The sequence below is a fragment of the Variovorax sp. P4_B10 genome (assembly GCF_056402375.1).
The window spans coordinates 1-13,521 of the sequence record NZ_JBFUHN010000125.1; the positions used below are offsets into that span (position 1 = coordinate 1).

The 13,521-nt window shown below is 64.0% G+C and carries 13 protein-coding genes, 1 tRNA gene and 1 pseudogene; 8 read left to right on the forward strand and 7 right to left on the reverse strand.

Going from position 1 to position 13,521, the window contains the following annotated elements:
- A pseudogene (locus tag AC1DXX_RS31605) lies at nt 1–133 on the reverse strand (LPS export ABC transporter permease LptF); the annotation flags it as partial.
- Between the two features lie 21 nt (nt 134–154).
- Here AC1DXX_RS31605 and AC1DXX_RS31610 point away from each other — a divergent pair.
- From AC1DXX_RS31610 to AC1DXX_RS31625, 4 genes are all read left to right on the forward strand, one after another.
- Nucleotides 155–1,693 carry a leucyl aminopeptidase gene (locus AC1DXX_RS31610; protein WP_478138155.1) on the forward strand — a complete coding sequence of 513 codons (1,539 nt, stop codon included), beginning with the start codon at nt 155–157 and terminating at the stop codon, nt 1,691–1,693.
- On the forward strand, nt 1,690–2,133 hold the full coding sequence (locus AC1DXX_RS31615) for a DNA polymerase III subunit chi (protein ID WP_478138156.1): 444 nt from the start codon (nt 1,690–1,692) through the stop codon (nt 2,131–2,133). The genes AC1DXX_RS31610 and AC1DXX_RS31615 overlap by 4 nt, the downstream gene beginning before the upstream one ends.
- Nucleotides 2,133–2,540, forward strand: a complete 408-nt coding sequence (locus AC1DXX_RS31620) for a hypothetical protein (RefSeq protein WP_478138157.1) — start codon at nt 2,133–2,135, stop codon at nt 2,538–2,540. Before AC1DXX_RS31615 ends, AC1DXX_RS31620 begins: the two co-directional genes overlap by 1 nt.
- Before the next feature lie 136 nt (nt 2,541–2,676).
- Nucleotides 2,677–3,885, forward strand: a complete 1,209-nt coding sequence (locus AC1DXX_RS31625; protein WP_478138158.1) for a branched-chain amino acid ABC transporter substrate-binding protein — start codon at nt 2,677–2,679, stop codon at nt 3,883–3,885.
- An 84-nt stretch (nt 3,886–3,969) separates the two neighbouring features.
- Here AC1DXX_RS31625 and AC1DXX_RS31630 read toward each other — a convergent pair whose 3' ends face one another.
- The 3 genes from AC1DXX_RS31630 to AC1DXX_RS31640 form a co-directional block, all read right to left on the reverse strand.
- On the reverse strand, nt 3,970–4,359 hold the full coding sequence (locus AC1DXX_RS31630; RefSeq protein ID WP_478138159.1) for a response regulator: 390 nt from the start codon (nt 4,357–4,359) through the stop codon (nt 3,970–3,972).
- 97 nt (nt 4,360–4,456) lie between these two features.
- Nucleotides 4,457–4,813 (reverse strand): hypothetical protein, encoded by a 357-nt coding sequence (locus AC1DXX_RS31635; protein ID WP_478138160.1) that lies wholly within the window; start codon nt 4,811–4,813, stop codon nt 4,457–4,459.
- 152 nt (nt 4,814–4,965) lie between these two features.
- Nucleotides 4,966–5,901: a LysR family transcriptional regulator gene (locus tag AC1DXX_RS31640; RefSeq protein WP_478138161.1), complete on the reverse strand. Its 936-nt coding sequence runs from the start codon at nt 5,899–5,901 to the stop codon at nt 4,966–4,968.
- Nucleotides 5,902–6,088: 187 nt separating this feature from the next.
- Here AC1DXX_RS31640 and AC1DXX_RS31645 point away from each other — a divergent pair, with 187 nt between their 5' ends.
- The 3 genes from AC1DXX_RS31645 (at nt 6,089) to AC1DXX_RS31655 (ending at nt 10,045) form a co-directional block, all read left to right on the forward strand.
- Nucleotides 6,089–7,072, forward strand: a complete 984-nt coding sequence (locus tag AC1DXX_RS31645) for a Bug family tripartite tricarboxylate transporter substrate binding protein (RefSeq protein ID WP_478138162.1) — start codon at nt 6,089–6,091, stop codon at nt 7,070–7,072.
- A gap of 70 nt (nt 7,073–7,142) precedes the next feature.
- Entirely contained in the window at nt 7,143–8,504 is a 1,362-nt protein-coding gene (locus AC1DXX_RS31650; RefSeq protein ID WP_478138163.1) for an MmgE/PrpD family protein, read from the forward strand.
- A gap of 71 nt (nt 8,505–8,575) precedes the next feature.
- Nucleotides 8,576–10,045 carry a M20 family metallopeptidase gene (locus AC1DXX_RS31655; protein ID WP_478138164.1) on the forward strand — a complete coding sequence of 490 codons (1,470 nt, stop codon included), beginning with the start codon at nt 8,576–8,578 and terminating at the stop codon, nt 10,043–10,045.
- 60 nt (nt 10,046–10,105) lie between these two features.
- Here AC1DXX_RS31655 and AC1DXX_RS31660 read toward each other — a convergent pair.
- From AC1DXX_RS31660 to AC1DXX_RS31670, 3 genes are all read right to left on the reverse strand, one after another.
- Nucleotides 10,106–10,196 (reverse strand) — tRNA-Ser (locus AC1DXX_RS31660).
- A 23-nt stretch (nt 10,197–10,219) separates the two neighbouring features.
- Nucleotides 10,220–11,149 (reverse strand): SPFH domain-containing protein, encoded by a 930-nt coding sequence (locus AC1DXX_RS31665; RefSeq protein WP_478138165.1) that lies wholly within the window; start codon nt 11,147–11,149, stop codon nt 10,220–10,222.
- Nucleotides 11,150–11,196: 47 nt separating this feature from the next.
- A complete protein-coding gene (locus tag AC1DXX_RS31670) occupies nt 11,197–11,625 on the reverse strand; it encodes an NfeD family protein (protein ID WP_478138166.1) in 429 nt (142 codons plus the stop codon).
- 197 nt (nt 11,626–11,822) lie between these two features.
- Between AC1DXX_RS31670 and AC1DXX_RS31675 the strand changes: the two genes are divergently transcribed.
- Nucleotides 11,823–13,521, forward strand: a 1,699-nt coding sequence (locus tag AC1DXX_RS31675; RefSeq protein ID WP_478138167.1) for an Orn/Lys/Arg decarboxylase N-terminal domain-containing protein, incomplete at its 3' end; no start/stop codon positions are given.

Consider the following 13,521-nt stretch of genomic DNA (forward strand, 5'->3'; position numbering starts at 1 on the left):
GGTTCACACTGCCCTTGGACGCGAGCCCGAGGGTACGGATGAGCATCATGGTCATCACGATGGTGACCAGAACCACGAGGGTCGCTCCGAAGCTGCGGGACAGCTCCTTGCGTAGGGAAGAATGGAATAACATCGTTCGAGGAAAAAAAGGATTATGGACTTTCAACTCAAGCCCCTCACCATCGCCCAGGCCGCGGCCGAAAAATCCGATGTCCTCATCGTGCTCGTCGGCAGCGCTCCCATCGCCTCCAAAGACTCTCTTTCCGTGCTGGCCGCCAGCGCCCGCAAGGCCGGCGACCTGCCCGACAAGGCCGGCAAGCTGCTGGCGCTCTACCGGCCGGACGATGTGGTGGCGTCCCGCGTCGTCCTTGCGGCCATCGGCGACGGCAAGCCCGCGTCGGTGCGCAGCGGCGTCATTGCAGCGGTCAATGCGGCCAAGGCCCATCAGCCCAAGCGTGCCGTCATCGTATTCGCCCAGCCGGCCGACGGCGCCGCCGTGGCCAGCGCGGTCGCGGCCGCAGCCGATGCCAGCTATGTCTACACGACCACCAAGTCGAAGGCCGAGCCGCGCAGCATCCGCCACCTGACCCTCGGCGTGGCCGATGCGCCCGGAGTGGGCAAGGCTTTCGACGAAGCTCGCGCCACCGTGCTGGGCATCGAACTCGCCAAGGAGTGGGGCAACCGTCCCGCCAACCATGCCACGCCCACATTGCTGGCCGAAGCCGCCAAGGGGCTGGCCAAGCTCCCCAACATCAAGTGCGAGGTGCTCGGGCCCAAGGAAGTCGAGAAGCTTGGCATGGGCTCCTTTTCCGCAGTTGCACAGGGCTCGGCCGAGCCCCTGCGCTTCATTGTGCTGCGCTACCACGGCGCGCCCAAGGACGAGGCGCCCGTGGTGCTGGTCGGCAAGGGCATCACCTTCGACACCGGCGGCGTTTCGCTCAAGCCCGCGGCCGAGATGGACGAGATGAAGTTCGACATGTGCGGCGCCGCGAGCGTGCTCGGCACCTTCCGTGCGCTCGGCGAGATCCAGCCCGCGATCAACGTGATCGGCCTCGTGCCCTCGTGCGAGAACATGAACGACGGCAAGGCCATCAAGCCCGGCGACGTGGTCACCAGCATGAGCGGGCAGACCATCGAGGTGCTCAACACCGACGCCGAAGGCCGGCTCATCCTGTGCGACGCGCTGACCTACGCCAAGCGCTTCGATCCCGCTGCCGTGATCGACATCGCCACGCTCACCGGCGCGTGCGTGGTGGCGCTTGGCGGCGTGCGCAGCGGCCTGTTCGCGAGCGACGAGACGCTGGCAGCAGCGCTCGAGGCGGCCGGCGAGGAATCGCAAGACCGTTGCTGGCGCCTGCCGCTCGACGACGACTACGCCGAAGGCCTCAAGAGCAACTTCGCCGACGTGGCCAACATCGCAGGCCGTGCCGGCGGTGCCATTACCGCGGCCAAGTTCCTGCAGCGCTTTGCCGGCGACTTCGCCTGGGCGCATCTGGACATCGCAGGCACCGCATGGAAGAGCGGGGCGGCCAAGGGCTCGACCGGGCGGCCGGTGGGCCTTCTGGTGTCCTACCTGACGGCACGTGYGCGCCATGGGGTGGCCGACAAGGCCGCACCGTCCAGGCCTTCGCGCAAGGCAGAGTCCAAGAAGATCTCGGGTGCCCCGGTCCGAAAGGCCCGGTCCGCGAAGTGACGGAAATCGGCTTTCACTTCAATGCGCCGGACAAGCTGAACTACGCTTGCCGGCTCGTTCGCAAGGCCGTGAATGCACGCGGCCTGCGCGTGGTGGTGGTCGGTGATCCGCAGATGCTCGACGCGGTGGACGCCGCACTCTGGCAGCTGTCGCCCGTCGATTTCGTCGCGCATTGCCGAGGCGATGCGCAGGCCCACCTGGTCGCCCGCTCGCCCGTCATTCTTTCTTCGGAAGGTGCCGATGCGGCATCGTTGCCGCACCGCGAGATGCTGGTGAACCTGGGCCTCGACGTGCCGGCCGGTTTCGAGCGCTTCGAGCGCCTGATCGACATCGTGAGCGACGAATCCAACGACCGGCAGATCGGCCGCTCGCGCTGGCGCCACTATGCCGACCGGGGCTACACCATCCAGCCGCACGATTTCGCAAGGAGCGCCTCCTGATGGCCAGTACGCTGCGCACGCCGCCCCGGTTCGTTCCCACCCTGACCACGGTGCTTGAAATTCCGGCGGAGCCCGCGAGCCTCGAACCGCATGGCGCACCGGCCGATGCATCGCCACCCCAGCCCGATCCGGCCAGCGCCGTTGCACTTCCGCCTGCGGCGCAGCTTTCGCAGGCGGAAATCGTCAGCCTCGAAGAACAGCTTCTGCATCGCGTTTTGCAGCGCGTCGACTTTTCTCTGGAAGAGCGATTGAGCGATGCGGTGTCGGCTGCGGTGCAGCAGCAACTCGACGACATGGTGCCGCGCCTGCGCGGTGAAATCGAGGCCGTTCTGCGTGCTTTGGTGATCGWGTCGATGGCCGCCGAACTCTCGGAAAACACAGGGTCTACGCCAGCTTCCGGAGCGTAAATCCTCGGCTAAACTGCGCCGCAGGTCGGAATGGCGTGAGGGTGCCGCTGGTCTGCGGCGCGAAACTTGCGAGGACTGCGCGCCCGGATCACACGACCGGTTTTTTATTCTTTTCATCCAAGTTCTGGAGGTTCCCATGCAATTGAAATGGACTGCGGTCGCACTGGCTGCAATCACGCTTGTGGCTTGCGGCAAGAAAGAAGAAGCTGCTGCGCCCGCCGCGACGCCGGCGCCCACGGCGGCGGCTCCTGCACCTGCAGCGCCTCCGGCCGATGCCCTGGTCGTCAAGATCGGCCACGTCGGTCCGACCAGCGGTCCGATTGCCCACCTCGGCAAGGACAACGAGTTCGGCGCCAAGATGGCCATCGAAGACCTGAATGCAAAGGGCCTCAAGATCGGCGACAAGGTTGCCAAGTTCGTGCTGGTTCCCGAAGACGATGCAGGCGATCCGAAGCAAGGCACGGCCGTTGCCCAGAAGCTGGTCGACGAAAAGGTCAACGGCGTGGTCGGTCACCTGAATTCGGGCACCACCATCCCCGCTTCGAAGCTCTACAGCGACGCCGGCATTCCGCAGGTCTCGCCGTCGGCCACGAACCCCAAGTACACGCGTCAAGGCTTCAAGACCACGTTCCGCGTGGTGGCCGACGACACGCAACTCGGCGGCACGCTGGGCAAGTACGCTGTCGAAACGCTCAAGGGCAAGAACATTGCCGTGATCGACGACCGCACGGCCTACGGCCAAGGCGTTGCAGAAGAATTCGAGAAGTCGGCCAAGGCCGCAGGCGCCACCATCGTGGGCCACGAATTCACCACCGACAAGTCGACCGACTTCAACGCCATCCTGACCAAGCTGAAGGCCGCCAAGCCCGACGTTCTGTTCTTCGGCGGCATGGACGCCGTCGGCGGCCCGATGCTCAAGCAGGTCAAGCAGCTCGGCCTGAACGTCAAGTTCATGGGTGGCGACGGCCTCTGCACCGGTGAACTGCCGAAGCTGGCTGGCGACGCCATCGGTGAAGACATGGTGGTCTGCGCCGAAGCCGGCGGTGTCGACGGCGACTTCAAGCAGCCGCTGGAAGACTTCAAGACCAAGTTCAAGGCCAAGAACGGCGTCGAAGTGCAGATCTATGCACCGTACGTCTATGACGCGGTCAACGTGCTGGCCGAAGCCATGGTCAAGGCTGGTTCGTCCGACCCTGCCAAGTACCTGCCGGAAGTCGGCAAGCTGCAATACAAGGGCGTGACCGGTCCGATCGCCTTCGACGAAAAGGGCGACATCAAGAATGGTGCACTGACGCTGTACACCTACAAGGGTGGTGCTCGCACGCAGATCGCTGTGGTGCGCTGATCGCATTGGCAACTGCGCGGGCTTTGTCCGCAAAAGAGAAAAGGGCCTTCGGGCCCTTTTTTCATGGGCCGCTGCAAAGCGGCGTCAGAGCGCGGCGAGGCCCGAGGGGCGGTCGGTGTTGCAGTACTCGATGAAGGCGTCGAGATCGCGCGACTTGTCGAACACCGCGTCGGCCCCCAGTGCTTCGCAGCGCGCCCGGATGTCCGCAGTCACGTAGTTGCTCAGCACCACGACCCGCTGGCTTGCCAAGCGCGTCTTGCAGCCGGCCAGCACGCCCAGGCCGGAGCCTTCCTTCAGGAACAGGTCGATGATCAGGAGTTGCCAATCGTCGGGGTGGGCTGCGAGCCAGGCGAGCGCATCCGATTCGGTTTCGGCAAAGCCGACCACATGGCCATTGACCAGGTCCTCGAGTGCCGGGACCAGATTGTCTCTGATGGTCTTGTTGTCCTCGACGAGGAACGTGATGAGGGCCATGCCGTGGTTTTGCTGTGAGAACCAATAGCGTAGCGTGCCGCACGCCGCTTCAGCGTAGGAGAAAGGATATGGACAGAGGGATCGGAGCGGTGGCCGGTCAGTCCGAGCTCTCGGAGCGGATCTTCGCCTTGAGCCTCTCGGCCAGTGCCTGGCTTTCGTCGCGCTCGGCCGTCACCTCGAGGCGCTTCTCGATCTCTTCGCTCAGCGCGGCATTCACCTCGGCCAGCTTCTCCGCCGACTTGGCCAGTTTTTCCTCGAGCTGGCTCGTTTGCTCGATGGCCTGAGCCACTTCGCCGACCTGCACCTCTTCCGGCAGCTCCTGCTCGAGCACCGTGCTCACGACGGCGAGGTTGTCCGATGCCCGTTGCACATCGGCGGCCACCTGCGCGCTCTTTTCAAGCGTCTCGTCGAGCGATGTCGTGCCGCGCGACGTGGTTTTGGGTTGTCCGGCCATTGAGGCTCCTTCTGCAGGCTTGAAATTAGAACCTTTGGATCGTACCGTCAGACGAAAGTGCCCGCGGGCAGGACCCTCAGTTGTTGTAGAGCAACGCATCATCTGGCCATCCGGACGACAAAGAAGCCCAAGTGCTTGTGACGACTTCGAGGTCAGACCGTCCCCAGCCATGTCGAGAATCTCTTGAGCGCTTCCAGTTCGGGTCGCGAGGATGGCCAGCGCAGGTAGTAGGCCCGGGGCGCCACCCAACGCTCTTTGCTCAGGCAAGCCAGTTGTCCTGCGTGTTCGGCACTGGAAGCCATGTAGTCCGGAAGCAGGGCAATACCCAGCCCGCCGATGGCGCCGTTCAGTGCCATGGACAGCAGCGCGTAGCACGGGCCGGCGACCAGATGAGATTCCGGGACGGCCTCTGTCAAGCCAGACTGCTGCAGCCAGCCGGGCCAGGCCTCAAGCACCGTGACGCGTCGTATCAGTGCATGTGTACGCAGCAATTCGGCCAGCTGGTCCCTGGTCGGGTACCTGTTCTGTGCGACGCGGCGCAGCGACGCGCCATTCGTGAACCGATCAAGAGCCGATCGCGCGATGTAGGGGCGCAAGACCAACGGAAGAACCAGCAAGGCCTCGACCCCGTCCCGCGCTCCAGCGCAGAACTCGATCGATGCATCCTCTTGATCGATTGCGAAGTCGATGGGGCCGACGCGCGTCGATAGGTTGAGGGTGATATCCGGATGCGTGGTCACGAACGCGTGCAGCTTGGGCATCAGCCAATAGTTGGCCAGACTGGATGCCACCGAGAGGTTGAGCGCGCCGCCGCGCCCACGGGTCGCGATCATGCTCTCTGTCGCGCGCTCCAGGTGACGCAGCATGGCCGCGATGTCGTTCCAGTAGGTGCGTCCTGCCGAAGTCAGCGCCAGTCCTGCGCGCCGGCGCACGAAGAGTTGCACGCCGAGTTGGCGCTCCAGAGACAGGATGTGGTGGCTGACGGCGCTTTGGGTCAGATGCATTTCTTCGGCAGCGCGGGTGAAGCTGAGCAGCCTTGCGCTCACATCCAGGCAACGCAGCGCGGTCATCGAAGGCAAAGAGCTCATGCATCGATTTTACTAATGCTTTCCACAAAATTCATCCTTTGTTTCTTTAGCGATGAGTTCGTAGCATCGAGGCTTGTCTGTTGAGAGACCTGAAATTTGTCATCGATCTCATCGGTGGTAACTATGAGTTTTCTCGATGACCAATGAACTCTAGCCGGTCGCTGAAAAGCCTGGAAAGGATGCCTTCATGTCACTTTTTATTCACTTCGGAAGCTTGCGCCGTTCGCTGGCCGTGGCCGCGATCGGCCTTCTGGCTGCGAGCGCAACCTGGGCCGAATATCCCGACAGGCCGATCAGGTACCTGCTTGGCGCGGGAGCCGGTTCGGGGCCGGACTCACTCATGCGCATGTTGCTGCAGGACGTAGGCAAGCGCCTCGGCACTCAATTCGTGATCGACAACCGGGTGGGCGCGGGCGGGCTGATCGCGATGCAGGCGATCGCCAATGCGGCGCCCGATGGCTACACCGTGGGGCATGGCAACGTTCAGATGCTGGCCATCAGCCCTGGACTGTCCAAGGATTCCCGTGCTGCGGCCGAACGTGTGCAAGTGATCGTGCAGTTCGGTCATACGCCAAACCTTCTCTCCGTTTCCCCGACGCTGCCTGTCACGTCAGTGCGCGAGTTGATCAACTACGCCAAGGCGCACCCCGGGAAGCTGACCTACGCGTCTGCCGGCAACGGCACGTCCGGCCACGTCGGTGCGGAATTGTTCAAGAGCCTGAGCGGCACCGACATCGTGCATGCGCCGTACAAGACGGCCCCGGCCGGCGTCAATGACGTGATGGCAGGGCATGTCGACATGGTGTTCGACAACCTGGCCGGCAGCATGGTGCTCGCGAAGAGCGGCAAGCTCAGGGCGCTCGCCGTCACGAGCCTGAAGCGGTCGCCGTTGATGCCCGACATTCCGACGGTGGCCGAGTCGGGCATTCCGAATTTCGAGGTGATTGCCTGGTCCGGCGTCGTCGCGCCGCGCGGCCTTCCCCCGGCCATTGCCAAAAAAATCAATGCGGCGTTCAACGAATCCCTCAAGGATCCCGTGGTCGTCAAGGCAATGCGCGAGCTTGGCTACGAGACCGTTGGCGGAACGTCCGACGAGTTCGCGAGCTGGGTTGCAAGAGAGCGGGCGAAATGGGCCGACGTCATCAAGAAGTCTGGCGCCAAGGCTGACTGACGCCAGGCAACGCCGGCTTATCTCATCACTTTTCTTTAATAACGGGCCTTGTTGCCTGGAGCACATTGGCATGTCCACTCTGGAAACTTTGGCGGATTGGATCGTCACGCGTGGCGATGGCTGGTCCGATGTCGCCTTGTCCCGCGCCGAGCATGCGTTCGCCGACACGATCGCCTGCATCGTCGCCGGCAGCGTCGATCCGGTCAGCGTCAAGGTCGGTGCTGGTTTGGCACGGTGGGGAAGGGGAGGGGCGACGGTGGTCGGTACGTCGCGCAAGGTCCCGGCGCCATGGGCGGCCATGATCAACGGAACAGCCGCCCATGTGCTGGAGATCGATGACAACTTCTATCCAGCACTGACGCACGCGTCCGCCATTCTCGTGCCCGCGCTGCTCGCGCTGGGCGAGGAGATCGATGCCAGCGGTGCAGCGCTTCTGGACGCGTTCATCGTCGGCCTGGAACTGCATGCCGTCTTGGGGCGTGGCGTCAACCGGTCGCACTACTTCGCCGGCTGGCATCCGACTGCTACCGTCGGGTGCATCGGGACTGCGGGCGCCTGTGCCCGTTTGCTGAAAATGGACAAGGCGTCGACCGTTGCGACCATGAGTCTGGCCGTCAGCATGGCCTCCGGCAACAAGGCGCAGTTCGGCACCGAGGCCAAGTCCTTTCAATGCGGCATGGGTGCGTCCAACGCGGTCCTTGCCGTGACGCTGGGAGCGGCCGGCCTGCAGGGAAATCCGGAGGCGCTCGAAGATCCGCAGGGCTTCCTGGCACTGTATGGCGGCCCGGCCCCCAGAGGCTGGGAAGAACCGCTCAAGAAACTCGACCAGCCGCTGGCGCTGGAGGAGTACGGCTTGGCGCCCAAGCGCCACGCGTGTTGCGGTTCGGCGCACAACGCTCTCGATTGCATCCTCGACTTGAAGAAGGTGCATGGGTTCAGCGCCGACGACGTGCGGTCCGTGGAAGTGCTTGTCGGCGCGAGCAATCGGAAGAACCTTCGCTACGACGACCCCGAAGATGAATTCCAGGCGCGCTTCTCCCTGAACTACAACGTGGCGCTGGTTCTGTTGCAAGACAAGGTCACTCTCACGGACTTCACGCCGGAGGCGGTGCGCCGCGAATCGGTCAGGAAGCTGCTGGGCCTGACAACCATGCGCGCCCGCGCGTTCGAGGACGAGCCCAGGGATCCCGACCAGCGTCCGCCTCACGTCGTCAAGATCACGTTGAAGAACGACGCCGTGTTCGAAGCCCAGCGTGTGTATGCGCGAGGCCTGATCCAGGATCCGTTCAACGACCAGGAGCGGCTGGAGAAGCTGGAGCAATGCTGTTCGCCGCTGATGCCGCCGCAGGCCTACGCGACATTGGCGAACCAGCTTTCTCGGTTCCGGACATTGACGTCGATCCGTTCGCTGACTGCCGTATGGGCGCAGTGACGATCGGATGAGCGCACCTGGAGTGTCGGGTGCCGAACTGTCGCCGATGGGGCTTTGATGGAGACGAGACGATGAGCAAGAACGCGGCCTTGAAACAGACCAGGACCTATTTTGAAGACGGTGGTTTCGAGCGCGAGCTTGCGCGTCGCGTCGCCTACCGTTCAGTGAGCCTGGGCGATGCGAACGCGGACGAATTGCTCGCCTATCTCCAGGAGGCGATTCAGCCAGACCTCGAAGCCATGGGGTTCGTCTGCCGCTATCTCGAAAACCCCGTGGCTGGCGGTGCGCCGTTTCTGCTGGCCGATCGCACGGAGTCACCCGATGCGCTGACCATGCTGACCTATGGGCACGGTGACGTGGTACCCGGTTACGACGATCAATGGGCACCTGGGCTTTCCCCTTGGCTGCTCACGCAGCGCGACGGCGCATGGTACGGGCGCGGCGTGGCGGACAACAAGGGACAGCACACCATCAACATGGCCGCCCTGCGCGAAGTCATCGTGGCTCGGGGCGGACAGCTCGGCTTCAATGTCAAGGTGCTGTTGGAACTCGGCGAGGAGCGCAGTTCGCCGGGGCTGCGGCAGGTCTGCACGCAGCATCGCGATGCGCTTCGCGCGGATGTGTTCATCGCCTCCGACGGTCCTCGCGTGAGCAAGGATCAACCGACCCTGTTCCTGGGTTCTCGTGGCCACGTTCTTTTTGAACTGGAATGCGCTCCCCGCGAGGGAGGCCTGCATTCCGGGAACTGGGGAGGGATCATGAAGAACCCGGCGGTGGTTCTTGCCAACGCCATCGCGTCCTTGGTGGATGGGCGTGGCCGGATCACCGTTGCGGGCTTGCTGCCGCCACCCATACCGGAGCCTGTGCGCGAAGCCTTGTCGCTGCTCGTGGTCGACAGCCGGAGCTTGGGCAGGACCATCGATGAAAACTGGGGAGAGCCGGGGATGACGGCGGCGGAGCGCCTGCTGGGGTGGAACACCCTGGAGGTCCTGACCTTGCACGCCGGAAATCCGGCCAAGCCCGCCAACGCCATTCCTCCTTCTGCCCGGGCGCATTGCCAGCTGCGCTTCGTGGTCGGAACGGCTTGGGAACGTGTCGAGTCCATCGTGCGCCAGCACCTGGATGAGGCCGGTTTCGAGGATGTCCAGGTACGGATGCAACGAGGCTCGCCAGCCACGCGATTGGATCCCGCCAGCCCTTGGGTGAGCTGGGCCAAACACGCGATCGGGATGGTGACCGGCACCTCCCCCGCCGTGGTGCCCAATCTCGGAGGGACGGTGCCGAACGACGCCTTCTCGAAAATCCTCGGGCTGCCTACCGTATGGATCCCGCATTCCTATCCGGGCTGTCGCCAGCACGCGCCCGACGAGCACCTGCCCTTGTCGGTGGTGCGAGAGGGGTTGGCGATGATGGTCTCCGTGTTCTGGGAGTTGGGGGAGGCGGGCGCCCGCACGGCGTCACGGCAACACCGCGCGACGCAGCAATGCGCAGACGCCGGGACTCTTCCAGCTCGAACGGCGGGCATGCCACCCAGGAACTGACCCGAGCGGGCCAGGCAACAAAAAAGCCCCAGTAGCTGGGCAGCTACTGGGGCCATAGTTTGGCGGAGCAGGCGGGATTCGAACCCGCGGAGGGCTATTAACCCTCACACGCTTTCCAGGCGTGCGACTTAAACCGCTCATCCACCGCTCCGAGCCTTCGATTATAGCAGTCGCTCAGGTCGGATTCGAGGGTTTGCCGGCCTGAACCATGCGCATGGCCGAGGCGATGAGTGCTGCCGTTTCGGTCATGTTGCTCGGCACGATCAGCGTGGTCTTGGAATCGGCCGCGACCTTGCCATAGGCATCCACGGCGCGTTCGGCCACCTTGAGTTGAACAGCCTGCGCGCCGCCGGGCTTCTCGATGGCCGCTGCCACGCGCTCGATGGCGTCTGCCGTCGCGGTCGCCACCGCGGTGATGGCGGCTGCCTCGCCCTGGGCGTTGTTGATCTGGGCCTGCTTTTCACCTTCGGAGCGGGCGATGAAGGCCTCGCGCTCGCCGGTGGCGATGTTGATCTGCTCCTGGCGGCGGCCTTCGGAGGCGGCGATCAGTGCGCGCTTGCCGCGCTCGGCGGTGATCTGCGCCTGCATGGCCAGCAGGATTTCCTTCGGCGGCGTCAGGTCCTTGATTTCGTAGCGCAGCACCTTCACGCCCCAGTTGAGTGCAGCTTCGTCGATGGCGRCCACCACCTGGGCGTTGATGACGTCGCGCTCCTCGAAGGTCTTGTCGAGCTCGAGCTTGCCGATCACGCTGCGCAGGGAGGTTTGCGCAAGCTGGGTCACGGCCACGATGTAGTTCGACGAGCCGTAGCTCGCGCGCATCGGGTCGGTCACCTGGAAGTAGAGGATGCCGTCGACTTGCAGCTGCGTGTTGTCGCGCGTGATGCAGATCTGGCTCGGCACGTCGAGCGGGATTTCCTTCAGGCTGTGCTTGTAGGCCACCCGGTCGATGAACGGGATCAGGAAGTTGGGGCCGGGCGTCATGGTGCCGTGGTACTTGCCGAGGCGCTCGCGCACCCAGGCGTTCTGCTGCGGCACGAACTTGACCGACTGGCTGATGAAGATGATCGCTATGACCAGGATGATGAGGGGGACCGAGAATTCCATGGTGCTCTTCCTTTTTTCCGAGATTTCGAGTTCTGTGCGCTGACTACTTACTGGATCTTGTCGACGACGAGGCGGCTGCCGACCACCTCCACCACCCGGTGCTCGCCGGTGCTGGGCGCATGGCCTGCGCGCTGGACCACCGTCCACTGGGCGCCGCGGTAGCGCACGGTGGCGGTGCCGTCGGGGTTCCATGCCTCGACGTGCACGCTTTCGCCGATGTCGAGGTTCACGTCGCGGTTGGTGCCGGCTTGCGCCGCCCGCGGGCGCTTGCGCTGGATCGAATACCAGGCCAGCACGGCACCCACGCCGATGACGGCCGCCACGATCAATTGGGTGACGGTGCCGAAACCCAGGTGCGCCGAGATGGCGGCAGCCGCGAAGCCGGCGGCCAGCAGGAGAAGGTAGACCGTGCCCGAGAGCAACTCGACCACGATGGCGGCCCCCGCTATCAGCCACCAGATGGTGGAATTCGCCATGACAACTCCTCTTTTTTGCTTGTTCGATGCGCGCCATTCTGAGGCATATCGCGCCATGCGCTTGTCCAGCGTAGGGGTACTGGCACCGGTGCGGCGGCTCTTGTTGCCATCGCTGGAATGTCTTGCAACAGGCTGACCAAATCCTTCATCTGAATTCCGTACACTTCGCGCCTCATTGCCTGTCCGGAGCCCCGCTCATGAAATTCCGCTTCCCCATCGTCATCATCGACGAGGACTTCCGCTCCGAAAACACCTCGGGCCTCGGCATTCGCGCGCTCGCGCAGGCCTTCGAAAGCGAGGGCTTCGAGGTCCTGGGCGTCACGAGCTATGGCGACCTGAGCCAGTTCGCCCAGCAGCAAAGCCGCGCCAGCGCCTTCATCCTGTCGATCGACGACGAGGAGTTCACCGTCGGCCCCGATCTCGATCCGGCCGTGCTGAACCTGCGCACCTTCATCGGCGAGGTGCGGCGCAAGAACGCGGACGTGCCCATCTATATCTACGGCGAAACCAAGACCGCGCGCCACATCCCGAACGACATCCTGCGCGAGCTGCACGGCTTCATCCACATGTTCGAGGACACGCCCGAGTTCGTGGCGCGCCACATCATCCGCGAAGCCAAGAGCTATCTCGAAGGGGTGCAGCCGCCGTTCTTCAGGGCCCTGATCGACTACGCGGAAGACGGCTCGTACTCCTGGCACTGCCCAGGCCACTCGGGCGGCGTCGCGTTCCTCAAGAGTCCGGTGGGCCGGATGTTCCACCAGTTCTTCGGCGAGAACATGCTGCGCGCCGACGTCTGCAATGCCGTGGAAGAACTGGGCCAGCTGCTCGACCACACCGGTCCGGTGGCGGCCAGCGAGCGCAATGCGGCGCGCATCTTCAATGCCGACCACTGCTTCTTCGTGACCAACGGCACCAGCACCAGCAACAAGATGGTGTGGCACCACACGGTGGCGCCCGACGACGTGGTGGTGGTCGACCGCAACTGCCACAAGTCGATCCTGCACGCGATCATCATGACCGGCGCGATTCCGGTGTTCATGAAGCCCACGCGCAACCACTTCGGCATCATCGGCCCGATCCCGAAGAGCGAGTTCGAGCAGAGCGCCATCAAGGCCAAGATCAAGGCCAACCCGCTGCTCGCCGACGTGGACCCCAACAAGGTCAAGCCGCGCGTGATGACGCTCACGCAGTCGACCTACGACGGCGTGATCTACAACACCGAGACCATCAAGACCATGCTCGACGGCTACGTCGACACGCTGCACTTCGATGAAGCCTGGCTGCCGCATGCCGCCTTTCACCCGTTCTACGGCGCCTACCACGCGATGGGCAAGCGCCGCGTGCGGCCCAAGGATTCGCTGGTGTTCGCCACGCAGTCCACGCACAAGCTGCTCGCCGGCATCAGCCAGGCCAGCCACGTGCTGGTGCAGGACTCGCAGAATCGCGCGCTCGACCGGGACCTGTTCAACGAGGCCTACCTGATGCACTCGTCCACGAGCCCGCAGTACGCGATCATCGCGAGCTGCGACGTGGCCGCCGCGATGATGGAGCCGCCCGGCGGCACCGCGCTGGTGGAGGAGAGCATCCTCGAAGCGCTCGACTTCCGCCGCGCCATGCGCAAGGTCGAGGAAGAGTTCGGCAAGGACGAGTGGTGGTTCAAGGTCTGGGGCCCCGAGAAGCTCGTCGACGAAGGCATCGGCCGCGCCGACGACTGGATCATGAAGGGCGAGAAGGACGGCCAATCTTCCAAGCGCGGCAAGAACAAGAACTCGCCGCGCAACTGGCACGGCTTCGGCGACCTCGCCGACGGCTTCAACATGCTCGACCCGATCAAGTCGACCATCGTGACGCCGGGCCTCGATCTCGAAGGCAACTTTGCCGAGACCGGCATTCCCG